The organism is Pseudomonas fluorescens (assembly GCF_900215245.1).
Taxonomy (GTDB): Bacteria; Pseudomonadota; Gammaproteobacteria; order Pseudomonadales; family Pseudomonadaceae; genus Aquipseudomonas; species Aquipseudomonas fluorescens.
In genome coordinates this window covers 3,751,547-3,775,661 of the sequence record NZ_LT907842.1, presented here as the reverse complement: position 1 = coordinate 3,775,661, position 24,115 = coordinate 3,751,547, and the positions used below count along the sequence as shown (strand labels likewise).

Below are 24,115 nucleotides of genomic sequence, written 5' to 3'. Positions count from 1 at the left end.
GTCGTCTTGTTCACGCGCCATCAACGCAGCCCCTCGAGCCAGCCATCCAGACTACTGAAGGCATCACTGAAGGTGCGATCAAGCTGCAACGGGGTAATCGAAACATAACCTTGCATCACCGCATGAAAGTCCGTGCCCGGCCCACCGTCCTCGGCGTCGCCCGCTGCGGCGATCCAATAGCCTTCCTTGCCACGCGGGTCGACCACTTTCAATGGCGCCGCCGCCCGGGCGCGATGGCCCAGGCGCGTCAGCTGGATGCCGCGAATATGGTCGAGGGGCAAATTGGGAATATTGACGTTGAGTACCGTACGCGGCGGCAAGTCCAGGGAGCCGTGGGCTTGCACCAGCTTGCGCGCGAAGTACGCCGCCGTCGCCAGGTTATCCAGTTGCCGTGAAGCAAACGAAAATGCGAATGAGGTACGGCCCAGGAATCGCCCCTCAAGGGCCGCCGCCACGGTGCCGGAGTACAACACGTCGTCGCCCAGGTTGGCGCCGAGGTTGATACCCGAGACCACCAGGTCAGGCTCCTGCTCCAACAAACTGTTGATTGCCAGGTGCACGCAATCGGTCGGAGTGCCGTTCACACTGATAAAGCCATTAGCCAGAACGTGCGGGTGCAACGGACGATCGAGCGTCAGCGAACTGCTGGCGCCGCTCTTGTCCTGGTCCGGGGCAACCACCACGCACTCGGCGTAATCTTCCAGCGCTGCATAAAGCGCGGCAAGACCGGGTGCGGTGGCACCGTCATCGTTTGATATCAGAATACGCATGGGTTGTCCGTCGGCCCCACCGGCACCAGATCAACAAGCTCGCGCACCAACACAGTGGCGAAGCATCCGGCCGGCAGGACGAATTCCAATTGCAGAATGTCAGGACCGGGATAATGCCACGTCAACCCGCCAATGGGCAGTCGAAGAATGCGACGTTCCTGGCTCATGCCGGCATTCACCAGCCAATCGCGCAGGTCGGCTTCACTGGCGGCAACCGCCTGTTCCAGCGCATGGGTTGCACCGCTCGCCGGCGAATCACCCTCGCCCCACTGCGGCCCGGTCGGGTGCAGGTCCAGAATTGCCAGGCGCGGGTCGCTGCATTCAGCCTCCCCCGCCGGAAAAAAACTGCGGCTGTCGGTAAACGCGAGCAAATCGCCGACCTGGGCACGCTGCCAGGAGCCGTCAGCGACACGTGCTGCCAACACTTTGTTAAACAGAAAGCTACGCGCGGTGGACAGCAACCGCGAACGCACATTGCGCTGCTCAGGCAACGCCTTGCGCGCCGCCCACGCACGCGCGTCCACCACGTTGCCACCGTTGTGGCCAAACCGCTGGGTACCGAAATAATTAGGAATGCCATGCTGGGCAATCAGTTGCAAACGCGCGTCGATCGCGGCGGTGTCGCCGGCCAGTTGGGTGAGGCGCAGGGTAAAGCCGTTGGCCGAATGCGCACCGCGTTGCAGCTTGCGTTTGTGGCGGGCGATTTTAAGGATCTTGAGGGTGTCGTTTTCCGCACCGCTCATGTCCGGGTCGGCCTTGCCTGGCAGTTGCACGCTGAACCACTGGCGGGTCAACGCCTGGCGATCCTTGAGGCCGGCATAGCTGACGGTGCGCAAGGGCACGCCAGCAGCCTTGGCGATTCGCCGTGCAGCTTCTTCGGTATTCAGGCCACGCTTTTCGACCCACAGCCACAGGTGCTCACCGTCGCCGGTCAGCGGGATATCGAGCACTTCGTCGACCTGGAAATCTTCCGCCGTAGCCTTCAGGACTGCGCTGCCCAGCGCCTCGCCGTAGGCCCGCGGGCCCAACAGTTCCAGGTCGTTCATGCGCGCAGCAACAAGGCGACGGAGTGCACCGCAATGCCCTCTTCACGACCGGTAAACCCGAGCTTTTCGGTGGTGGTGGCTTTCACGTTCACTTGATCCAATTCAATTTGCAGGTCCATGGCAATCAGCGCGCGCATCGATTCGATGTGCGGGGCCATTTTCGGCGCCTGGGCCACGATGGTGTTATCGACGTTGCCGACTTTCCAGCCCTTGGCGTGGATCAGGCCAACCACATGGCGCAGCAACACACGGCTGTCCGCGCCCTTGAAAGAAGGGTCGGTGTCCGGAAAGTGCTTGCCGATATCCCCCAACGCGGCCGCGCCGAGCAAAGCATCGCTCAAGGCATGCAGCACTACGTCGCCGTCGGAATGAGCCAGCAACCCATGGTGGTGTGCAATGCGCACGCCGCCCAGGGTGATGAAATCGCCTTCAGCGAAACGGTGCACATCGTAGCCGTGGCCAATACGCATAAAAAAACGCCCCGATTTAATTCAGGGCGTGATTCTACCTACTTTTGCCTCACATTAACCGAGCAAAGCACGACCATGGTGTCGCAAATGGTCTTCGATGAAGCTGGCGATGAAGAAGTAGCTGTGGTCATAACCCGGCTGCAGGCGCAGTTCGAGTGGATGGTTGGCCGCCTTGGCCGCCTGCTGCAACGCTTCAGGCTTGAGTTGCACGGCCAGGAAATCATCGCGATCCCCCTGATCGACCAACAGAGGCAGCTTTTCCGAGGCTTCGCTGATCAGCACGCAGGCATCCCATTCACGCCATTTGGAGCGTTCTTCGCCCAAATAACGGGAAAAGGCTTTCTGGCCCCACGGGCAGTCCATCGGGTTGTTGATCGGCGAAAATGCCGACACCGATTGGTAACGACCTGGGTTGCGCAAGGCACACACCAACGCACCATGACCGCCCATGGAATGGCCGCTGATGCCGCGCTTATCCGACGCGGGGAAATGCGCTTCAACCAACGCCGGCAATTCCTGCACCACGTAGTCATGCATCCGATAGTGCTTGGCCCAAGGTTCCTGGGTGGCATTCAGGTAGAAACCCGCCCCCAGGCCGAAATCCCAAGCGTTATCCGGATCGTCCGGCACACCTGGCCCGCGCGGGCTGGTGTCCGGTGCGACGATGATCAACCCCAGTTCGGCGGCCATCCGATGGGCGCCGGCCTTCTGCATGAAGTTCTCGTCGGTGCAGGTCAACCCGGACAGCCAGTACAGCACCGGTAACGTGCCACCCTGCTCTGCTTGCGGCGGCAGGTAGACGGCAAACGTCATATCGCAACCGAGCACATCGGAATGATGCTTGTAGCGTTTATGCCAGCCGCCGAAGCTCTTCTGGCACGACAGGTTTTCCAGACTCATGGCCGACCTCAGAAGTGGATGACGGTACGAATGCTCTTGCCTTCATGCATCAGATCAAACGCTTTGTTGATGTCTTCCAGGCCCATGGTGTGGGTGATGAACGTGTCCAGCGGGATCTCGCCGGTCTGGGCCATTTCCACGTAGCTTGGCAATTCAGTACGACCGCGCACGCCGCCGAACGCCGAACCGCGCCAGACGCGACCGGTCACCAGCTGGAATGGGCGAGTGGCGATTTCCTGGCCGGCGCCGGCAACACCGATGATCACCGACTCGCCCCAGCCTTTGTGGCAGCACTCGAGCGCGGCGCGCATCAGTTGCACATTGCCGATGCACTCGAAGGAAAAGTCCACGCCGCCGTCGGTCAAGTCGACAATTACGTCCTGAATTGGGCGGTCGTAGTCTTTCGGGTTGATGCAGTCGGTGGCGCCCAGTTGCTTGGCAATTTCGAACTTGGCCGGGTTGATGTCAATGGCGATGATGCGGCCGGCCTTGGCTTTGACCGCGCCGATCACTGCCGACAGGCCGATGCCGCCCAGACCGAAGATCGCCACGGTGTCGCCAGGCTTGACCTTGGCCGTGTTGATCACGGCACCGATGCCGGTGGTGACGCCGCAACCCAGCAGGCAGACCTTTTCCAGCGGCGCTTCTTTAGGAATCTTGGCCACGGAGATTTCCGGCAACACGGTGTACTCGGAGAAGGTCGAGGTGCCCATGTAGTGGAAAATCGGCTGCCCCTTGTAGGAGAAGCGCGTGGTGCCATCGGGCATCAGGCCTTTGCCTTGGGTGGAGCGGATGGCCTGGCACAGGTTGGTCTTGCCCGACAGGCAGAATTTGCACTTGCCACATTCCGGGGTGTACAGCGGGATCACGTGGTCACCGACAGCAACCGAGGTCACGCCCTCACCGATCGCTTCAACCACCGCACCGCCTTCATGGCCAAGGATCGACGGGAAAATGCCTTCCGGGTCGGCGCCCGACAAGGTGTAGGCGTCGGTATGGCACACGCCGGACGCGACCACCCGCAACAGCACCTCGCCAGCCTTGGGCATGGCGACATCCACTTCAACAATCTCAAGGGGCTTTTTCGCTTCGAAGGCTACGGCAGCGCGGGACTTGATCATCCGTGTTTCTCCAGGGAGTTAAAAACTGAGGCAGTGAGTGTAAAACATGGCTGACTGATTAATAATCCGGGCAAAAGCAAAACTTTATTGCTGTACAGGGACAATCAACATGTTGGAAAACCGCTGGGAAGGCATCGATGAGTTTGTCGCCGTGGCTGAATGCAGCCAATTCACCGCGGCGGCCGAACGGCTGGGCGTGTCTTCATCGCATATCAGCCGGCAGGTAGCGCGCTTGGAAGAGCGGTTGCAAACCCGCTTGCTGTATCGAAGTACGCGCAAGGTAACGCTGACCGAAGCCGGCCAGACCTTCCTGCAACATTGCCAGCGCTTACAAGATGGTCGTGAAGAAGCCTTACGCGCGGTGGGCGACCTCACCAGCGAACCCAAGGGCATGTTGCGCATGACCTGTGCGGTGGCGTACGGCGAGCGCTTTATCGTGCCGCTGGTCACGCGATTCATGGGGCTGTATCCGCAATTGCGCGTGGACATCGAGCTGAGCAATCGCCAGTTGGACCTGGTGCATGAAGGCCTGGACCTGGCGATCCGGCTGGGCCGCCTGCAAGACTCGCGCATGGTTGCCAGTCGCCTGGCCCCTCGACGCATGTACCTGTGCGCGTCGCCGTCCTACTTGGCTCGGTACGGTCGGCCACATAGTTTGTCGGAATTAAGTCGGCATAACTGCCTGATCGGCAGCTCGGACATTTGGCAACTGGCGCAGGATGGGCGGGAATTTTCCCAACGGGTGCAGGGAAACTGGCGTTGCAACAGTGGGCAAGCGGTATTGGATGCAGCGCTGCAAGGGGTGGGGTTGTGCCAACTGCCGGATTATTACGTGCTGGAGCATTTGCACAGTGGCGCGCTGGTGTCGCTGCTGGAGGCGCATCAGCCACCGAATACGGCGGTGTGGGCGCTGTATCCGCAGCAACGGCATTTGTCGCCGAAGGTCAGGAAGCTGGTGGATTTTTTGAAGGAGGGGTTGGCTGAACGGCCGGAGTACAGCGCGTAATTTAGGGCGACTGTTCGGGCCTCATCGCGGGCAAGCCCGACTCCCACAGAGAATTGCATTTCAACTGTGGGAGCTGGCTTGCCTGCGATGAAGTCGACACGGTGTCACTGACTATCTGCGGTTTGCCCACCGCAGCCGGAGCCATTCCAGATCTTCCGGGCGGGTGACCTTGATATTGTCCGCGCGCCCTTCGATCAGGCGCGGCGCCTGGCCCGACCATTCCATGGCCGAGGCTTCGTCGGTGATCACTGCGTCTGCCACCAGGCTGTCGGCCAGGGCGCGATGCAAGGCACCCAGGCGGAACATCTGCGGCGTATACGCCTGCCAGATCAGGCTGCGATCGACGGTTTCCACCACACGGCCGTGCTTGTCGATACGCTTGAGGGTGTCGCGCGCCGGCACGGCGAGCAAGCCGCCGACCGGATCATCGGCGAGTTCCGCCAACAACGTGTCGAGGTCATCACGGCTCAGGTTAGGGCGCGCGGCGTCGTGCACCAGCACCCAGTCGTCATCGCTGGCGCCAAGCGCATTGAGTTGCAGCAACGCATTGAGTACTGAACCCGAGCGCTCGTCGCCGCCGTCCGCACGCACAATGCGAGGGTCGCTGGCACACGACAGGCTTGGCCAATAGGGGTCATCTACAGCAAGACTGACCACCAGCCCCTTGAGGCCAGGATGATCGAGAAAACAGCCGAGGCTGTGTTCGAGAATAGTGCGCCCGCCCAGTTGCAAGTACTGCTTGGGACGGTCCGCGGCCATACGGGCACCAACGCCCGCGGCAGGAATCACGGCCCAGAAGGCCGGTAACGACGGGTTCATTGGGCCAACTGGTAGAGGGTTTCGCCCTCCTTGACCATGCCCAACTCATGACGAGCCCGTTCTTCAACGGTCTCCATCCCTTTTTTCAGCTCAAGCACTTCGGCATCGAGGACGCGATTGCGCTCCAGCAGGATTTCGTTTTCGGCGTGCTGGTCGGCAATTTGCTGAGTCAGCTCTTTCACCTGCGCAAAGCTGCCATTACCGACCCATAGGCGGTACTGCAGGCCAGCCAGCAATAAGAGCAAGACGAGGAACAACCAATTGGGACTGCGCATCGAAATCCGGGTATCCAGTAAAAAAAGACAGCCATGCAAAACTTTTGAAGCAACTGATAGCACGAAGCCTGGATGAACCAGGCTTGTGCTTGATAGCCCTCAGATTAGCGTCGAAATTCACACTGTCGTGTTATTTCCGACGCAACCCGTCGACTTTTTACCATTTAACACTCAGCCGCGAAACTCGCTGCGACCGTTGTATTTGGCTTTACCTGCCAGTTGCTCTTCGATACGCAGCAATTGGTTGTACTTGGACACGCGGTCGGAACGGCACAGGGAGCCGGTCTTGATCTGGCCGGCCGAAGTGCCCACCGCCAGGTCGGCAATGGTCGAATCTTCGGTTTCGCCGGAGCGGTGCGAGATCACGGCGGTGTAGCCCGCGGCCTTGGCCATCTGGATGGCTTCCAGGGTTTCGGTCAGGGTGCCGATCTGGTTGAACTTGATCAGGATCGAGTTGGCGATCTGCTTGTCGATGCCTTCTTTGAGGATCTTGGTGTTGGTCACGAACAGGTCGTCGCCGACCAGTTGGATTTTCTCGCCGATCTTGTCGGTGAGGACTTTCCAGCCCGCCCAGTCGGACTCGTCCAGGCCATCTTCGATCGAGATGATCGGGTAGCGCTCGGTCAGGCCTTTGAGGTAGTCAGCAAAACCTTCGGAGGTGAACACGTGGCCTTCGCCGGACAGGTTGTATTTACCGTCCTCGTAGAACTCGCTGGCGGCGCAGTCCAGAGCCAGGGTCACGTCGGTGCCCAGCTTGTAGCCCGCGTTGGCCACGGCTTCGGAGATCACTTTCAGTGCATCTTCGTTGGACGCCAGGTTCGGGGCAAAACCACCCTCGTCACCCACCGCGGTGCTCAGGCCACGGGCCTTCAACACAGCTTTGAGGTGATGGAAAATCTCGGTGCCCATGCGCAGGCCTTCGGAGAAGGTCTTGGCGCCAACCGGCTGCACCATGAATTCCTGGATGTCGACGTTGTTATCAGCGTGCTCGCCGCCGTTGATGATGTTCATCATCGGCACCGGCATCGAGTACACACCCGGCGTGCCGTTCAGGTTGGCGATGTGGGCGTACAGCGGCAGGTCCTGGTCCTGGGCGGCGGCCTTGGCAGCGGCCAGGGACACGGCGAGGATGGCGTTGGCGCCCAGGCTGCCCTTGTTTTCAGTGCCGTCGAGCTTGATCATCGCGTGGTCCAGGGCTTTCTGGTCCAGCGGGTCCTTGCCCAGCAACAGGTCACGGATCGGGCCGTTGATGTTGGCTACAGCCTTGAGTACACCTTTGCCCAGGTAACGGCTCTTGTCGCCATCACGCAGTTCCAGCGCTTCGCGCGAACCGGTAGAAGCACCGGACGGCGCGCAGGCGCTGCCGATGATGCCGTTATCGAGAAGCACGTCGGCTTCGACGGTGGGGTTGCCACGGGAGTCGAGAACTTCACGACCTTTGATGTCGACGATTTTTGCCATTGTTGTAAACACTCCAAAGTTGACGAAAACGACGCAGCTGAAGGAAATCTTTTGACCGACCGCAAGGGTGGAACAACGGGGCAGGCTTGCAGGCGACAAGGCTCAGGCCCGCAGGCCTGAGCGTAAAGCGAGGGAAAGTCTACCGGAGAAATGCCGCTTACGCGGTCTCTACCGTCGGAAAACTCTTGACCAGTTCGTCCAACTGCTTGAGCTGGGCCAGGAATGGCTCCAGCTTGTCCAGGCGCAGGGCGCACGGACCGTCGCATTTGGCGTTGTCCGGGTCCGGGTGGGCTTCCAGGAACAGGCCCGCCAAAGACTGGCTGATGCCGGCCTTGGCCAGGTCCAGTACCTGGGCACGCCGCCCGCCAGCGGAGTCGGCACGACCACCGGGCATTTGCAGCGCGTGGGTCACGTCGAAAAACACCGGGTACTCGAACTGTTTCATGATGCCGAAACCGAGCATATCCACCACGAGGTTGTTGTAGCCGAAGCTCGAACCGCGCTCGCAGAGGATCAACTGGTCGTTACCCGCTTCCACGCACTTGTTCAGGATATGTTTCATTTCCTGAGGCGCGAGGAACTGGGCTTTCTTGATGTTGATCACAGCGCCGGTCTTGGCCATGGCGACCACGAGGTCGGTCTGGCGCGACAGGAAGGCCGGCAGCTGGATGATGTCGCACACCTCGGCGACCACGGCAGCCTGTTCAGGCTCGTGGACGTCGGTGATGATCGGCACGCCGAAGGCTTGCTTGATGTCCTGGAAGATCCGCATGCCTTCTTCAAGGCCTGGGCCGCGATAGGAGGTCACGGACGAACGGTTGGCCTTGTCGAAGCTGGCCTTGAACACGTAGGGGATACCGAGTTTCTCGGTGACCTTGACGTACTCTTCACAGACCTGCATCGCCATGTCGCGGCTTTCCAGCACGTTCATGCCGCCGAACAGCACCATGGGCTTGTCGTTGGCAATCTCGATGTCGCCTACGCGAATGATCTTCTGGGCCATCAGGTTCACGCCTTCTTCTGATGTTGCGTCAGTGCTGCTTTAACGAAACCGGTGAACAACGGGTGACCGTCGCGCGGGGTCGAGGTGAACTCAGGGTGGAACTGGCACGCCACGAACCACGGATGATCCGGCGCCTCGACCACTTCAACCAGCTTGCCATCACCGGAGCGACCGGAGATCTTCAGGCCGGCTTCTTTGATCTGCGGCAGCAGGTTGTTGTTCACTTCGTAGCGGTGACGGTGACGCTCGACGATCACATCCTTGCCGTAGCAATCGTGGACCAGCGAGCCCGGCTCCAGCAGGCAGTCTTGCGCGCCAAGGCGCATGGTGCCGCCCAGGTCGGAGCTTTCGGTACGGGTCTCAACGGCGCCGGTGGCATCTTCCCACTCGGTGATCAGGCCGACGACCGGGTGGCCGCTGGCGTGATCGAACTCGGTGGAGTTGGCGTCTTTCCAGCCCAGCACGTTGCGAGCGAATTCGATAACGGCCACTTGCATGCCCAGGCAGATGCCCAGGTACGGCACCTTGTTTTCACGAGCGTACTGCACAGCGGTGATCTTGCCTTCCACGCCACGCAGGCCGAAACCGCCGGGAACGAGGATCGCGTCAACGCCTTCGAGCAGTGCGGTGCCCTGGTTCTCGATGTCTTCGGAATCGATGTAGCGCAGGTTGACCTTGGTACGGTTGCTGATACCGGCGTGGCTCATCGCTTCGATCAGCGACTTGTACGCGTCCAGCAGTTCCATGTACTTGCCGACCATGGCGATGGTGACTTCGTGCTCAGGGTTGAGCTTGGCATCAACCACGGCTTCCCACTCGGACAGGTCCGCACCGTTGCACTGCAGGCCGAAACGCTCGACCACAAAATCATCCAGACCTTGCGAATGCAGGATGCCCGGGATCTTGTAGATGGTGTCGGCGTCTTCCAGGGCAATCACCGCACGCTCTTCAACGTTGGTGAACTGCGCGATCTTGCGACGCGAGGAAATGTCGATCGGGTGATCGGAGCGGCACACCAGCACGTCCGGCTGCAGGCCGATGGAACGCAGTTCCTTGACCGAGTGCTGGGTTGGCTTGGTTTTGGTTTCGCCCGCGGTAGCGATGTACGGCACCAGTGTCAGGTGCATCAGCATCGCGCGCTTGGCGCCGACTTCGAAACGCAACTGGCGGATGGCTTCGAGGAACGGCTGGGATTCGATGTCACCTACGGTGCCACCGATCTCGACCATCGCCACGTCGGCATCGCCTGCACCCTTGATGATGCGGCGCTTGATTTCGTCGGTGATGTGCGGGATCACCTGGATGGTTGCACCCAGGTAGTCACCACGGCGCTCCTTGCGCAGCACGTGCTCGTAGACACGGCCGGTGGTGAAGTTGTTGTTCTGGGTCATGGTCGTGCGGATGAACCGCTCGTAGTGGCCCAGGTCCAGGTCGGTCTCGGCGCCGTCGTGTGTGACGAACACTTCACCGTGCTGGAACGGGCTCATGGTGCCCGGGTCAACGTTGATGTACGGGTCCAGCTTGAGCATGGTGACCTTAAGTCCCCGCGCCTCCAGGATGGCCGCCAATGAAGCGGAGGCAATGCCTTTCCCCAATGAAGAAACAACACCGCCCGTGACGAATATGTAGCGCGTCATGAAAAACCCTAGAAGTCTGCGTTAAAGCGGTCCGAGCCGCCGGGGAAAGCGAAGGAAGGCCGAAGCCCCCGATCACCTGCATTAATCACAGTGCACCTTTCAAAAAAACCGCCGCGTTGTGACAGACCAGCAATGAAACACCGGTACGTTGATCGCTACACATTTTTTGGAATCGCCCAGCAAAGACTGCTTGGTAATCGGCAACTCCTGCAATTCAGTCGAATCCACAGAAGTTGTATCAAGAAGGGAGCGTAGTCTACCGGAAAGGCTCTATCAGCTCAAACCTTGATCGCACGTCTGTGGCATCCAATGTAATTGCCAGTCGCCCGGCGATGTCACCCCTAACCCCGCAAGGCTGGGGACAGCCAGCAATTGTTCACCCTGATAGAGCAGCGGCAATCTGCCACGCATGAAGCCCGGCAGCCCACATTCGTTAAGCAAACGCTTCAGGTCACGCCGGCCTCGGCCCGGCACGTCAATGATTTCGCCGCCCTGGCGGTAACGGATCACCAATGGCCCTGCAGGGGCCTTGCCGACAAATCTCAGCTGGCCATTGCCGGGTAACTCTAGAGGGTTTTGCGGCTGCGACCAGCTCACTGACGCGTCGGAAAATTCCGACCAAGTGGAAGGCAGCCACCAAATGCGCTCGCCACAACGGTGCAACTGGCCGTCGGCCAGGCCCCACTGTGGTTGCGCGTCGGCCTTGGCGTCGCGCAGGGAATACCAACTGGCCCAGTGGTCGCTGTCGGGTAACCGAGTAAGAGGGTTGAGCCAATGGCGCAGGGCATTGCTCTGACGGGCATCGGAAAGCTCGCGTAACGGCGCAAGGGCCAACGACGGCAAGCACAACCAGGGAAATGCCGAGGGTTGGTCGGCGGCTCGCAGGTCCATCAATGCCAATTCGTCCAACAGACCCTGGGCTTCGCTGAGGTGTTCGGCAGTGCGGGCCAGGCTTGCGACAGCTTGAGGCCAACGCTCCGCCAGCACCGGGACGACACGATGGCGCAGGTAATTGCGGGAAAACCGCGAATCGGCGTTGGAAGGGTCTTGGATCCACGTCAACTGGTGTTGCTGGGCGTAGGCCTCCAACTCAGCACGCGAGGCATCCAGCAATGGTCGCACCAAGTGTCCATCCGCCAACGGGCGATGCACGGGCATTGCCGCCAACCCGCGCACGCCCGCCCCGCGCAACAGGCGAAACAGCAGGGTTTCGGCTTGGTCATCACGATGCTGGCCGGTGAGCATCACCTGCCCTGCCCCGGTCACCTCGGCAAACGCCCGGTAGCGCGCATCACGCGCCGCCCGCTCAAGGCTGGCACCCGACTGAACGTGCACATGCGCCACCCGCAAGGGCACGCCCAGCTCGTCACATACGGCTTGGCAATGACTTGGCCAGGCATCGGCGGCAGCTTGCAGGCCATGGTGGATATGGATGGCGCTGAGAGGCGGCAGGGTTTCGGTGTTTGCCAGGGAGGCGAGGAGGTGCAGCAGGACGGTTGAATCAAGCCCACCGGAGAATGCGATATGCCAGGCCGGGGCGTTGCGCCAGGGCGCAAGGTTTTGCAGGAGTTTGGCGGGTAAGGTAGGGCTCATCAAAAATACCGGCGCAGAACTGGAATACGGCAGCCAAGCATACACACAGCAAATGTGGGAGCGGGCTTGCTCGCGAAGGCGGTGTGTCAGTCACTGAATAGGTCGACTGATACAGCGCATTCGCGAGCAAGCCCGCTCCCACATTCGTACGGCTTTGCCTGTCAGATCAGTGCCTGATCAGAGACCGTAGCTCATCAGGCGCTCATAACGACGGGCCAGCAGTGCCTCGTTATCCAGCTTCTTGAGCATCGCCAGTTGCGAGCCCAGCTCGGCGCGGATGGTCGCCGCAGCGGCAGCCGGGTCACGGTGGGCGCCGCCCAATGGCTCGGCGATAACCTTATCAACGATGCCCAGGCCTTTGAGGCGATCGGCGGTGATACCCATGGCTTCGGCAGCGTCCGGCGCCTTTTCGGCGGTTTTCCACAGGATCGAAGCGCAACCTTCCGGCGAGATCACCGCGTAGGTCGAATATTGCAGCATGTTCAACTGGTCGCAAACCCCGATGGCCAGCGCACCGCCGGAACCACCTTCACCAATCACGGTGGCGATGATCGGGGTTTTCAGGCGGGCCATCACGCGCAGGTTCCAGGCGATCGCTTCGCTCTGGTTACGCTCTTCGGCGTCGATACCTGGGTAGGCACCCGGGGTGTCGATGAAGGTCAGGATCGGCATTTTGAAACGCTCGGCCATTTCCATCAGGCGGCAGGCCTTGCGGTAGCCTTCAGGGCGCGGCATGCCGAAGTTGCGGCGTACCTTTTCGCGCACTTCGCGGCCTTTCTGGTGACCGATCACCATCACCGGCTGGTCGTCCAGGCGAGCGATACCGCCCACGATGGCCGCGTCGTCGGAGAAGTGGCGGTCGCCGTGCAGCTCGTCGAACTCGGTGAAGATGTGCTGAATGTAGTCCAGGGTGTAGGGACGGCGCGGGTGGCGAGCCAGACGCGCGATCTGCCAGCTGGTCAGCTTGCCGAAGATGTCTTCGGTGAGCGTGCTGCTCTTGTCTTGCAGGCGAGCGATCTCATCGCCGATGTTCAGCGAATTGTCATTGCCGACCAGGCGCAGTTCTTCGATCTTGGCTTGCAGGTCAGCGATCGGCTGTTCGAAATCAAGAAAATTCGGGTTCATAAGCGTCCGTCTTGGGTCGACGGCCAAGGGGTGCCTGGCCAGCCGGTTGTCTATTCGCGCCCTACCTTAAGGGAGAGGCGCGTTTAGGTCGAGATTAAATGTTCAGTCGAGATCAGACGTATCTGACCGTCAACGGTATTGGAGGAAGACGTTGTCTCGCCCGAACTGGTCACGCAAAGCTTGAATCAAGCCATCAGCGGGATCAATTCGCCACGTCTCACCAAACTGCAGCATCGCCTTGGCGTCATTGCCGGTGTACTCCATGGTCACCGGGCACGCGCCGCGGTGGCGTTTGAGCAGGTCACCCAACCAGCGTAGCTGATCGCCTTTGAGCGCTTCGGTCTTGACCTTCAAACGCAGGCTTTCCGCCAAATTGGTACGTGCATCTTCCATGCTCATCACCCTTTTGATCCGCAGGCGCAGGCCGCCGGAGAAGTCATCGTTGCTGACCTCGCCTTCCACCACCACCATGGCATCGGTTTGCAACAACGACTGGGCGGAGTGGAAGGCATCGGCAAACAGCGACGCCTCGATCCGGCCCGAGCGGTCATCGAGAGTGATAAAGCCCATCTTGTCGCCCTTCTTATTTTTCATCACCCGCAGGGCGATGATCATGCCGGCGACGGTCTGGGTGTCACGCGCCGGTTTCAGGTCGATGATGCGCTGACGGGCGAAACGGCGAATTTCGCCTTCGTATTCGTCAATCGGGTGGCCGGTCAGGTAGAGGCCCAGCGTGTCTTTCTCACCCTTGAGCCGTTCCTTGAGGGTCAATTCCTTGGCCTTGCGGTGGTTGCCGTACACGTCCGCGTCTGCTTCGACGAACAACCCGCCAAACAGGTCGGCGTGGCCGCTGTCATGCGTGCGGGCAGTCTGTTCGGCCGCCTTGATCGCTTCTTCCATGGCGGTCAGCAGCACCGCACGGTTGCGGTCGATATTGGCCTGATACGCTTTCGGCTCATCATGGAAGTACGGGCCGAGACGATCGAGTGCGCCACTGCGGATCAAGCCATCGAGGGTGCGCTTGTTGATGCGCTTGAGGTCAACCCGCGCACAGAAATCGAACAGGTCCTTGAACGGCCCATCCTGGCGCGCCTCAGTGATTGCCTCCACCGGGCCTTCGCCCACCCCTTTGATCGCGCCCAAGCCGTAGATGATGCGGCCTTCGTCGTTCACCGTGAACTTGAACTCCGAGGCGTTCACGTCCGGCGCGTCGAGGCGCAGCTTCATCGTGCGCACTTCCTCGATCAAGGTCACGACCTTGTCGGTGTTGTGCATATCCGCCGAGAGTACTGCAGCCATGAACGGCGCTGGGTAGTGGGCTTTCAGCCACGCGGTCTGGTACGAAACCAGGCCGTAGGCGGCGGAGTGGGATTTGTTGAAGCCATAACCGGCGAATTTTTCCACCAGGTCGAAAATGTTACCGGCGAGGTCGGCGTCGATATTATTGGTGGCGCAACCTTCAATGAAACCGCCCCGTTGCTTGGCCATTTCCTCGGGTTTTTTCTTACCCATGGCGCGACGCAGCATGTCCGCACCCCCGAGGGTGTAACCGGCCATGACCTGGGCAATCTGCATCACCTGTTCCTGATACAGGATGATGCCGTAGGTCGGCGCCAGTACCGGCTTGAGGCCTTCGTACTGGTAGTCGGAGTGCGGATACGCCAGCTCGGCACGGCCGTGCTTACGGTTGATGAAGTCATCCACCATGCCCGATTGCAGCGGGCCTGGACGGAACAGCGCCACCAGTGCGATCAAGTCTTCCAGGCAGTCGGGCTTGAGCTTTTTAATCAGCTCTTTCATGCCGCGCGACTCAAGCTGGAATACCGCCGTGGTTTCGGCTTTTTGCAGCAACTGGTAGGTAGGCTTGTCGTCCAGCGGGATAAACGCGATATCCAGCGGTTCTTCGTTGACCTTGGCGCGCTCGCGGTTAATCGTCTTGAGCGCCCAGTCAATGATCGTCAGGGTGCGCAGACCGAGGAAGTCGAACTTCACCAGGCCGGCCGCCTCCACGTCATCCTTGTCGAACTGAGTGACCAGGCCGTCGCCTTCTTCATCGCAATAGATCGGCGAAAAGTCGGTCAGCTTGGTCGGCGCGATTACCACACCACCGGCGTGTTTACCGACGTTACGCACCACGCCTTCGAGTTTGCGCGCCATGTCCCAGATTTCAGCGGCTTCTTCATCGACCTTGATGAAGTCACGCAGGATTTCTTCCTGCTCGTAGGCTTTTTCGAGGGTCATGCCGACTTCGAACGGGATCATCTTCGACAGACGATCCGCCAGGCCGTAGGACTTGCCCTGTACTCGAGCCACGTCCCGGATCACCGCTTTCGCCGCCATCGAACCGAACGTGATGATCTGGCTCACGGCGTTGCGGCCGTACTTCTCAGCCACGTACTCAATCACACGGTCGCGACCGTCCATGCAGAAGTCGACGTCGAAGTCGGGCATGGAAACCCGTTCCGGGTTCAGGAACCGTTCGAACAGCAGGTCATATTCCAGCGGGTCGAGGTCGGTAATCTTTTGCACATAGGCCACCAGCGAGCCAGCACCCGACCCCCGGCCAGGACCTACCGGTACGCCGTTGCTTTTGGCCCACTGGATAAAGTCCATAACGATCAGGAAGTAACCGGGGAAGCCCATCTGGATGATGATATCCAGCTCGAAATTCAGCCGATCAACGTAGACCTGGCGCTTGGCGTCGTAGTCTTCGGTGGTGTCCTTGGGCAACAGAACGGATAGACGCTCCTCCAGGCCATCGAACGACACCTTGCGAAAGTACTCATCGATGGTCATGCCATCGGGAATGGGAAAGTTGGGCAGGAAGTGCTTGCCCAGCTTCACTTCGATGTTGCAGCGTTTGGCGATCTCGACGGAGTTTTCCAGGGCTTCGGGCAGGTCGCTGAACAACTCGGCCATTTCGTCGGCGCTTTTGAGGTATTGCTCCTCGCTGTAGTTCTTCGAACGACGCGGGTCATCCAGGGCCCGGCCTTCGCCGATGCACACGCGGGTTTCGTGAGCTTCGAAATCTTCCTTCTTGATAAAACGCACATCGTTGGTCGCGACCAGCGGCGCGCCCAGCTTGTCAGCCAGGGCCACGGCAGCGTGCAGGTGTTCTTCATCATTGGGGCGATTGGTGCGCTGGACTTCCAGATAAAAGCGGTCCGGGAACACCTGCATCCACTCGCGGGCCAGCACCTCGGCTTCCTGAGGGTTGCCGCCGAGCAACGCGATACCGATCTCACCCTCTTTGGCTGCCGAGAGCATGATCACGCCCTCGCTCGCTTCGGCCACCCACTCGCGCTCGATGATGATCGAGCCGTTACGCTGACCGTCGATAAAGCCACGGGAAATCAGCTCAGTGAGGTTGCGGTAACCCACGCCGTTCATCGCCAGCAGGCTGATGCGGCTCAGGGGGTTATCCGGGTCTTTGTTGGACAGCCACAGGTCGACGCCGCAAATTGGCTTGATGCCGGCACCCATGGCGTTCTTGTAGAACTTGACCAGGGAGCACATGTTGTTCTGATCGGTAACCGCGACCGCAGGCATATTCATGCCCACCAGGGTTTTGACCAGTGGTTTGATCCGTACCAGGCCGTCGACCAGGGAGTATTCAGTGTGCAGGCGTAGGTGAACGAATGAAGCCGGCATAGTGATCCTGTCTTAAACGTAGAAACAACAAAGCCCGGAAATCCGGCATTTAAAGCTACTGCGCTTTAAAGGCCGGATTGTACCGGGCCTTGGCAAAAACATCAGCCTCGCGACTAAACCTCGCTGAGGCTTTCCCGCGCCTCGTAAGCCAGGCGGACCGGGGCGAACGAGCGCCGATGGATCGGCGTCGGGCCCAGGCGCGCCAGGGCTTCCAGATGAACGGGCGTCGGGTAGCCTTTATGGCCTCCGATACCATAGCCGGGGTAGATCAATTCGAAAGCAGCCATTTCACGGTCACGGCTGACCTTGGCCAGGATCGACGCGGCGGCGATGGCCGGCACCTTGCTATCACCCTTGACCACGGCTTCTGATGGCATCGTCAATTTAGGGCAACGGTTGCCATCGATCATCGCCATTTTCGGGGTGATGTGCAGGCCTTCCACCGCGCGCTGCATGGCCAGCATGGTCGCATGGAGGATGTTCAACTCGTCGATCTCTTCGACTTCGGCACGGGCGATATGCCAGCTCAGCGCTTTTTCGCAAATCTCGTCGTAGAGCTTTTCACGCCGCGCCTCGGTGAGTTTTTTCGAGTCGTTGAGGCCGAGAATCGGGCGGTTCGGGTCGAGAATCACCGCCGCCGTCACGACGGCGCCACACAGCGGGCCACGCCCTACTTCGTCGACACCGGCGACCAGCGCGTGAGCTTCGGCGACCAGGCTGAAGTCCAGGCCCATTTGCGTTGTCATAAAGCGTCCTGTTGTTGGCCGATCAAGGTCAATACGGCGTCGGCCGCCTGGTTCGACGCGTCACGGCGTAAAGTGCGGTGGATATCGTCAAAACCACGGGTCTGCTCTTCACCGCCGTCGATCAAGGGCAGTAGCGATTGCGCCAGCGCTTCAGGCGTTGCATCGTCCTGCAACAACTCCGGCACCAGCAGGCGCTGGGCCAGCAGGTTGGGCAAGGAGATGTAAGGGCTTTTGACCATGCGCTTGAGAATCCAGAACGTCAGCGGCGCCAGACGATAGGCCACAACCATTGGGCGCTTGTACAGCAAGGCCTCCAGGGTCGCCGTGCCCGAGGCGATCAGTACCGCATCACAGGCTGCGAGGGCCAGGTGCGATTTGCCATCGAGCAAGGTCAACGGCAGATTGCGCCCTTCAAGCAGCGTCTCGATTTGTGCACGCCGTTGCGGGCTGGCACACGGCAAGACGAAGCGAATACCAGGCTTCATGGATTGAAGACGTTCGGCCGCATCAAAAAACACGCTGGCCAGGCGCCCGACTTCGCCACCTCGACTGCCCGGCATCAGCGCTACGAGCGGGCCGTCGGGTAAACCCAGTTCGGCGCGCGCAGCAGCGCGATCCGCTTGCAACGGTATGGTGTCGGCCAGCGTGTGCCCGACAAACCGTACCGGCACGCCCTTTTCTTCGTAGAACCTGGCCTCGAATGGCAACAAGGTCAGCATCAAGTCGCAGCCTTCGCGGATCTTCAGCACGCGCTTCTGGCGCCACGCCCACACGGACGGGCTGACGTAATGCACGGTCTTGATACCGGCCTGACGCAACTTGAGTTCGATGTTGAGGGTGAAGTCCGGCGCGTCGATTCCGATAAATACGTCGGGCTTTTCTTCGATCAGTGTCTGAATCAGTAGCTTACGCCGCGCCAACAGCTCACGCAGACGGCCCAATACTTCCACCAGCCCCATGACCGAGAGGCGCTCCATGGGAAAGTAAGAAGTCAGACCTTCAGCCTGCATGAGTGGGCCACCCACGCCAATAAACTCCACCGCAGGATGCTGGGCCTTAAGGGCCCGCATCAGGCCTGCGCCGAGAATATCGCCGGAAGCTTCACCGGCCACCAGCGCGATACGCAGATTGGCCATGATCAGCGGGTGATGCCGCGGGTCGATGCCTGGATAGAGTCGCGGAACACCGCAACTTCCGGGAACAACGCTGCCGGCTCGGTCAGTTCGGTCAGGGCCTGTTCGACCGTCAACCCTTGGCGGTAAACCACCTTGTAGGCACGGCGCAGGGCGTGGATAGCGTCTTCGCTGAAACCGCGACGGCGCATGCCTTCGAAGTTCATGCTGCGGGCTTCGGCAGGGTTGCCGAAGACCGTGACGAATGCCGGAACGTCCTTGCCGATCGCCGTACCCATACCGGAAAAGCTGTGGGCGCCGATGTGGCAATACTGATGCACCAGGGTGAAACCGGACAGGATCGCCCAATCGTCAACGTGCACGTGGCCAGCCAGTGCCGTGTTGTTGACCAGGATGCAATGGTTGCCGATCACACTGTCATGGCCGATGTGCGCATAGGCCATGATCAGGTTGTGGTCACCCAAGGTGGTTTCGGCACGATCCTGCACAGTGCCACGGTGAATGGTCACGCCTTCACGGATGATGTTGTGATCACCGATTACCAGGCGTGTTTCTTCACCCTTGTACTTCATGTCCGGGGTGTCTTCGCCTACCGAGGAAAACTGGTAGATGCGATTGTGTTTGCCAATGCGGGTCGGACCTTTGAGGATCACGTGTGGCCCGATGACAGTCCCCTCGCCGATTTCAACACCTGCGCCGACGATCGACCAAGGGCCGACCTCAACGTCGGCGGCCAGAACGGCCGACGGATCGATGATTGCGCGAGGGTCAATCAAACTCATAGTTTGCGTTCCGCGCAGATGATCTCAGCGGAGCACACCGGCTTGCCGTCCACCGAGGCCTGGCACTCGAACTTCCAGATCTGGCGTTTGCAACTGATGAACTTGGCTTCCAGGATCAACTGGTCACCCGGGGTGACCGGGTTACGGAAGCGCAGCTTGTCGGAGCCCACGAAATAGTAAAGCGTGCCATCGGCAGGCTTGAGGTCGAGCATTTTGAAACCAAGGATACCGGCAGCCTGGGCCATCGCTTCGATGATCAACACGCCCGGCATGATTGGATGCGCAGGAAAGTGACCATTGAAGAACGGTTCGTTGATGCTGACATTCTTGTAGGCACGAATGCGCTTTTCCTCGACATTGAGGTCCACTACACGATCCACCAGCAGGAACGGGTAACGGTGGGGCAGGTATTCGCGAATCTCGTTGATGTCCATCATTTCGGGGGGAAGCCTGTAATAAAGATTGGGGGCGGGCGGACTAAACGCACGCCCCGCTAGCAAATCAAGGAGGCAGTCTAGCGGCTGTGCACACTTGATATGGAAATGGTATCAGCCTTCTGATGAAGCATTACCGCCAGGGGTCACGTCCCCAACACGCTTTTCCAGCTGCTTGAGGCGGCGAGCCATGTCGTCAAGTTGCCTCAAGCGCGCTGCACTCTTGCGCCATTCAGCCGCAGGCTGCATGGCCGTACCGGAAGAGTAGGCGCCCGGCTCGGTAATCGAGTGGGTCACCATGGTCATGCCGGTAATGAAGACGTTGTCGCAAATATCGATATGCCCCACCAGCCCAACGCCACCGGCGAGCATGCAATGCTTGCCGATCTTGGTGCTGCCGGAAATCCCGACGCATGCTGCCATGGCGGTGTGATCGCCAATCTGCACGTTGTGGGCGATCTGGATCTGGTTATCGAGCTTCACGCCGTTACCTATCACGGTATCGGCCAAGGCCCCACGGTCGACTGCGGTGTTGACGCCGATTTCGACGTCATCGCCGATCAGTACGCCGCCGACCTGGGCAATCTTGTGCCAGACACCTTTGGAGTTGGCAAAACCAAACCCTTCACCACCGATCACGGCACCCGACTGAATCACCACACGCTCACCAATACGCACGTCGTGGTAAAGCGTCACGCGAGGGGCCAGCCAGCCATCGGCGCCAATTTCACAGCGCGCGCCGATAAAGCAATGAGCGCCCACCGTGACACCCGCAGCAATACGTGCACCGCTCTCAATCACTGCAAACGCGCCAATACTGGCTGCAGGATCGACCTGGGCATCGTCAGCGATCACCGCTGAAGGATGAACACCGACAGCAGCTTTAGGCTTTGGATCGAACAGATGCGACGCCCGGGCATATGCCAGGTAAGGGTCGGCCACCACCAGCGCATCCCCGGCAAACCCTTCGGCGTCAGCGGCCTTCAGCAACACGGCTGCGGCTTGGCTGTCGACCAGGTATTTACGGTATTGGGGATTTGCGAGGAAGCTCAACTGAGCTGGGCCAGCCTCCTGCAAGGTGGCTAGCCCAGTGATTTCTTTCTCCTTGGTGCCACGCAAAGTGGCCCCAAGGAACTCGGCCAACTCGCCGAGTTTGATAGTCGCGGTCATGGCTTACTTCAGCTGGTTCATGCGCTCGATCACCTGACGGGTGATGTCGTATTGAGGCTTGACGTCAATCACGGCGCCGCGCTCGAACACCAGGTCAAAGGCACCTTTCTTGATGACTTCTTCCACAGCGCTGTCGAGTTTCGGCTTGAGCTGCTTGAGCATTTCACGGTCAGCAACGGCTTTGGCTTCGTTCAGTTCCTTGGACTGGAACTGGTAGTCGCGGGCCTTTTGCTTGAACTCAAGCTCCAGACGCTCACGCTCGCCTTGCTGCATCTTGTCACCACCGGCTACCAGACGATCCTGGATGCCTTTGGCGCTGCTTTCCAGAGTCTTCAGCTTGGTCAGTTGCGGACCGAACTTCTTCTCGGCATCCACGGCATAACGCTTGGCGGCGTCGGATTCCAGCAGAGCCATCTGATAGTTCAGAACGGCGATTTTCATTTCGGCGAAGGCCGGTGTGGTTACCAGCACAGTGGCCAGCAGAACCAATTGAGTCAACTTACGCACGATGTACTCCTACAGAATCCGTTGTCGTTATCTTGGGTCAGACGCTTAGAACGTCTGGCCGAGGGAGAATTGGAAAATCTGGGTTTCAGCGTTATCCGGTTTCTTGATCGGCATGGCCAGAGCAAAGCTCAATGGGCCAAGCGCGGTCACCCAAGTGACACCCACACCTACGGAGCTGGCGAGGTTGCTCAGGCTGATGTCGTTACACTCAGTCTGCGACTTCACGCCACTCGGGTTGGTGATCTGCTGGCACTTGGAGTCGAACACGTTACCCACGTCCCAGAAGAGCGAGGTCCGCAACGAACGCTGATCCTTGACGAACGGCAGCGGGAACAGAAGCTCCGCACCACCCTGGATCAGCACGTTACCACCGAATGCCAGAGGGTCATTGTTGGAGTCAACGGTAGTGCCTTGGTTACCGGTTACCGCTTGACCACGGCTCGGGGTACCACGTGGGCCCAGGGTACTGTCCTTGAAGCCACGGACCGAGTTGAAACCGCCCGCATAGTAGTTCTCGTAGAACGGCAACCCGCTGGTCGAACCATAACCATCGCCATACCCCAGCTCAGTGTGCAGGCGCATGGTGTAGTTATCGCTCAGCGGCTGGAACAACTGGCCACGGTAGTCGAGCTTGAAGAACGACAGGTCGCTGCCCGGCGTGGTGGCTTCTGCAGTCAGGCTTTGCGAATGACCACGGGTTGCCAGCACACCTTTGTTCAGGGTGGATTCCGACCAACCGACCGAAGCCTTGAAGTTCAGGAACTGATCACCTTCTCGGCGCACGAAGTCGAAGATCTCATCCGTGGTGTACACACCCGTCTTGATCTTGTCCTGCTGCGCGGTAAAGCCGAAGGTCAAGCGCGAAGTCTCGCTGATCGGGTAACCGATATTGACACCGGCACCGAGGCTGTCGATCGCATAGCTTGCAACGTCAACGTTGAGGTCTTTGTAGTCGGTGGTGCGGTAGAAGGCGTTGTAGCCCAGGCTCACACCGTCAGCTGTCCAGTAGGGGTCGACATAACCGAAGTTATAGCGGCTCTGGTATTCGCTTCGGGTCAGGCCGATGGAGACCTTGTTACCGGTACCAAGGAAGTTGTTCTGGGTAATCGAACCACCGAGGATAAGGCCGGCACTCTGTGCGAAACCGACGCTGGCGGTGATCGAACCCGACGCTTGCTCTTCTACGGCGTAGTTCACGTCAACCTGGTCATCCACACCCGGTACGGCCGGGGTTTCGACGTTGACTTCCTTGAAGAAGCCCAGGCGCTCAAGACGGGTCTTGGACTGGTCGATCAGGTAAGTCGACGCCCAGCCACCTTCCATCTGACGCATTTCACGACGCAGCACTTCGTCCGCAGACTTGGTGTTGCCACGGAAGTTGATGCGGTTCACGTAGGCACGTTTGCCCGGGTCGACAACGAAGGTGATGTCCACTGTGTGGTCTTCATCGTGCGGGGTAGGCACGCCGTTGACGTTGGCGAAGGTGTAGCCTTCGTTACCCAGACGTCGGGTGATCAGCTCGGAGGTGGTGGTCATCAGCTTGCGCGAGAACACCTGATCTTTCTGCACCAGCAACAGGGACTTGACCTGGTCTTCAGGGACTTTCAGGTCGCCGCTGAGCTTCACGTCACGAACGGTGTACTTCTCGCCTTCGTTGACGTTGACAGTAATGTAGACGTGTTTTTTATCCGGGGTGATGGAGACCTGGGTCGAAGCGATATCCATGTTGATATAGCCACGGTCCAGGTAGTAGGAACGCAGACGCTCCAGGTCACCGGACAGTTTTTCACGGGCGTACTTGTCATCGTTCTTGAAGAACGACAACCAGTTGGTGGTCTTGAGCTCGAACAGGTCGATCAGGTCGTCATCGGCGAACTTGGTGTTGCCGACCACGTTGATGTGCTGGATCGCCGCCACGGTGCCTTCGTTGATGTTGACCTTGAGGCCGACACGGTTACGAGGCTGCGGGATCACTTCAGTTTCCACGGTCGCAGAGTAGCGGCCCTGGGCAACGTACTGGCGTTGCAGTTCGTTACGCACACCCTCAAGGGTGGCGCGCTGGAAGATCTCTCCCTCGGCCAGGCCGGATTGCTTGAGGCCCTTCATCAAGTCTTCAGTAGAGATCGCCTTGTTACCCTCGATCTGGATACTGGCGACGGAAGGTCGCTCAACGACAGTGATGACCAGGACGTTGCCTTCGCGACCCAGTTGGATATCTTGAAAGAACCCGGTTTTGAACAGCGCACGAGTGGATTCCACCAGGCGACGATCATCCGCCTGTTCCCCGACGTTCAACGGCAAGGCACCAAAGACGCTACCGGCGGAAACCCGCTGGAGGCCGTTGACGCGAATATCGGAGATAGTGAAGGACTCGGCGTGAACTTCGGCGATCATCAATACGGTGAGAACCGCAGTTAGCAGCAGACGTTTCATGAAGTCCTTTCTTATTCCAACTGGCAATAAACA

21 protein-coding genes are annotated in these 24,115 nt (G+C 59.6%); 1 reads left to right on the top strand and 20 read right to left on the bottom strand.

Annotated features, from left to right (window positions below; genetic code table 11):
- Positions 1–20: 20 nt before the first annotated feature.
- From surE to CPH89_RS17475, 5 genes are read right to left on the bottom strand one after another with little or no spacing between them, the layout of a single operon-like run.
- Positions 21–770 (bottom strand): 5'/3'-nucleotidase SurE, encoded by a 750-nt coding sequence (gene surE, locus CPH89_RS17495; protein WP_053254757.1) that lies wholly within the window; start codon positions 768–770, stop codon positions 21–23.
- Positions 758–1,816 (bottom strand): tRNA pseudouridine(13) synthase TruD, encoded by a 1,059-nt coding sequence (gene truD / locus CPH89_RS17490; RefSeq protein WP_053254756.1) that lies wholly within the window; start codon positions 1,814–1,816, stop codon positions 758–760. The genes surE and truD overlap by 13 nt, the downstream gene beginning before the upstream one ends.
- On the bottom strand, positions 1,813–2,286 hold the full coding sequence (gene ispF, locus CPH89_RS17485) for a 2-C-methyl-D-erythritol 2,4-cyclodiphosphate synthase (protein ID WP_053254755.1): 474 nt from the start codon (positions 2,284–2,286) through the stop codon (positions 1,813–1,815). The genes truD and ispF overlap by 4 nt, the downstream gene beginning before the upstream one ends.
- Positions 2,287–2,340: 54 nt before the next feature.
- Positions 2,341–3,186, bottom strand: coding sequence for an S-formylglutathione hydrolase (fghA, locus tag CPH89_RS17480; protein WP_053254754.1), 846 nt, complete (start codon positions 3,184–3,186; stop codon positions 2,341–2,343).
- A gap of 8 nt (positions 3,187–3,194) precedes the next feature.
- Positions 3,195–4,307 carry an S-(hydroxymethyl)glutathione dehydrogenase/class III alcohol dehydrogenase gene (locus tag CPH89_RS17475; protein ID WP_025855143.1) on the bottom strand — a complete coding sequence of 371 codons (1,113 nt, stop codon included), beginning with the start codon at positions 4,305–4,307 and terminating at the stop codon, positions 3,195–3,197.
- Between the two features lie 109 nt (positions 4,308–4,416).
- On the opposite strand from CPH89_RS17475, the gene CPH89_RS17470 reads away from it, so the two are divergent.
- On the top strand, positions 4,417–5,313 hold the full coding sequence (locus CPH89_RS17470; protein WP_053254753.1) for a LysR substrate-binding domain-containing protein: 897 nt from the start codon (positions 4,417–4,419) through the stop codon (positions 5,311–5,313).
- A gap of 111 nt (positions 5,314–5,424) precedes the next feature.
- Here the strand turns inward: CPH89_RS17470 and ispD are convergent, their stop codons facing one another.
- The 15 genes from ispD to bamA all read right to left on the bottom strand — a co-directional run bounded on the left by ispD (position 5,425) and on the right by bamA (position 24,082).
- Positions 5,425–6,132, bottom strand: coding sequence for a 2-C-methyl-D-erythritol 4-phosphate cytidylyltransferase (gene ispD / locus CPH89_RS17465; protein ID WP_053254752.1), 708 nt, complete (start codon positions 6,130–6,132; stop codon positions 5,425–5,427).
- On the bottom strand, positions 6,129–6,407 hold the full coding sequence (gene ftsB / locus CPH89_RS17460; RefSeq protein ID WP_053254751.1) for a cell division protein FtsB: 279 nt from the start codon (positions 6,405–6,407) through the stop codon (positions 6,129–6,131). The genes ispD and ftsB overlap by 4 nt, the downstream gene beginning before the upstream one ends.
- Positions 6,408–6,578: 171 nt before the next feature.
- Positions 6,579–7,868, bottom strand: coding sequence for a phosphopyruvate hydratase (eno, locus tag CPH89_RS17455; RefSeq protein WP_053254750.1), 1,290 nt, complete (start codon positions 7,866–7,868; stop codon positions 6,579–6,581).
- A gap of 157 nt (positions 7,869–8,025) precedes the next feature.
- On the bottom strand, positions 8,026–8,871 hold the full coding sequence (gene kdsA / locus CPH89_RS17450) for a 3-deoxy-8-phosphooctulonate synthase (RefSeq protein WP_010212442.1): 846 nt from the start codon (positions 8,869–8,871) through the stop codon (positions 8,026–8,028).
- Between the two features lie 5 nt (positions 8,872–8,876).
- Entirely contained in the window at positions 8,877–10,508 is a 1,632-nt protein-coding gene (locus CPH89_RS17445; RefSeq protein ID WP_053254749.1) for a CTP synthase, read from the bottom strand.
- Positions 10,509–10,781: 273 nt separating this feature from the next.
- Complete coding sequence (gene tilS / locus CPH89_RS17440) at positions 10,782–12,101, bottom strand: tRNA lysidine(34) synthetase TilS (RefSeq protein ID WP_053254748.1); 1,320 nt, start codon at positions 12,099–12,101, stop codon at positions 10,782–10,784.
- A 177-nt stretch (positions 12,102–12,278) separates the two neighbouring features.
- Positions 12,279–13,226, bottom strand: a complete 948-nt coding sequence (locus CPH89_RS17435; protein ID WP_016976871.1) for an acetyl-CoA carboxylase carboxyltransferase subunit alpha — start codon at positions 13,224–13,226, stop codon at positions 12,279–12,281.
- A gap of 129 nt (positions 13,227–13,355) precedes the next feature.
- Positions 13,356–16,877: a DNA polymerase III subunit alpha gene (dnaE, locus tag CPH89_RS17430; protein WP_053254747.1), complete on the bottom strand. Its 3,522-nt coding sequence runs from the start codon at positions 16,875–16,877 to the stop codon at positions 13,356–13,358.
- A 113-nt stretch (positions 16,878–16,990) separates the two neighbouring features.
- Positions 16,991–17,623, bottom strand: a complete 633-nt coding sequence (rnhB, locus tag CPH89_RS17425; RefSeq protein ID WP_053254746.1) for a ribonuclease HII — start codon at positions 17,621–17,623, stop codon at positions 16,991–16,993.
- Positions 17,620–18,759, bottom strand: coding sequence for a lipid-A-disaccharide synthase (gene lpxB / locus CPH89_RS17420; protein WP_053254745.1), 1,140 nt, complete (start codon positions 18,757–18,759; stop codon positions 17,620–17,622). The genes rnhB and lpxB overlap by 4 nt, the downstream gene beginning before the upstream one ends.
- Before the next feature lie 2 nt (positions 18,760–18,761).
- The gene (gene lpxA / locus CPH89_RS17415; RefSeq protein ID WP_053254744.1) at positions 18,762–19,538 is read right to left on the bottom strand and encodes an acyl-ACP--UDP-N-acetylglucosamine O-acyltransferase; all 777 of its coding nucleotides are present in this window, start codon (positions 19,536–19,538) and stop codon (positions 18,762–18,764) included.
- Positions 19,535–19,975, bottom strand: a complete 441-nt coding sequence (fabZ, locus tag CPH89_RS17410; protein WP_003172281.1) for a 3-hydroxyacyl-ACP dehydratase FabZ — start codon at positions 19,973–19,975, stop codon at positions 19,535–19,537. Before fabZ ends, lpxA begins: the two co-directional genes overlap by 4 nt.
- Before the next feature lie 111 nt (positions 19,976–20,086).
- Positions 20,087–21,142: a UDP-3-O-(3-hydroxymyristoyl)glucosamine N-acyltransferase gene (gene lpxD, locus CPH89_RS17405; RefSeq protein ID WP_053254743.1), complete on the bottom strand. Its 1,056-nt coding sequence runs from the start codon at positions 21,140–21,142 to the stop codon at positions 20,087–20,089.
- A gap of 3 nt (positions 21,143–21,145) precedes the next feature.
- The gene (locus CPH89_RS17400) at positions 21,146–21,649 is read right to left on the bottom strand and encodes an OmpH/Skp family outer membrane protein (protein ID WP_003189173.1); all 504 of its coding nucleotides are present in this window, start codon (positions 21,647–21,649) and stop codon (positions 21,146–21,148) included.
- A gap of 45 nt (positions 21,650–21,694) precedes the next feature.
- Entirely contained in the window at positions 21,695–24,082 is a 2,388-nt protein-coding gene (gene bamA, locus CPH89_RS17395; protein WP_053254742.1) for an outer membrane protein assembly factor BamA, read from the bottom strand.
- Between the last annotated feature and the right edge of the window lie 33 nt (positions 24,083–24,115).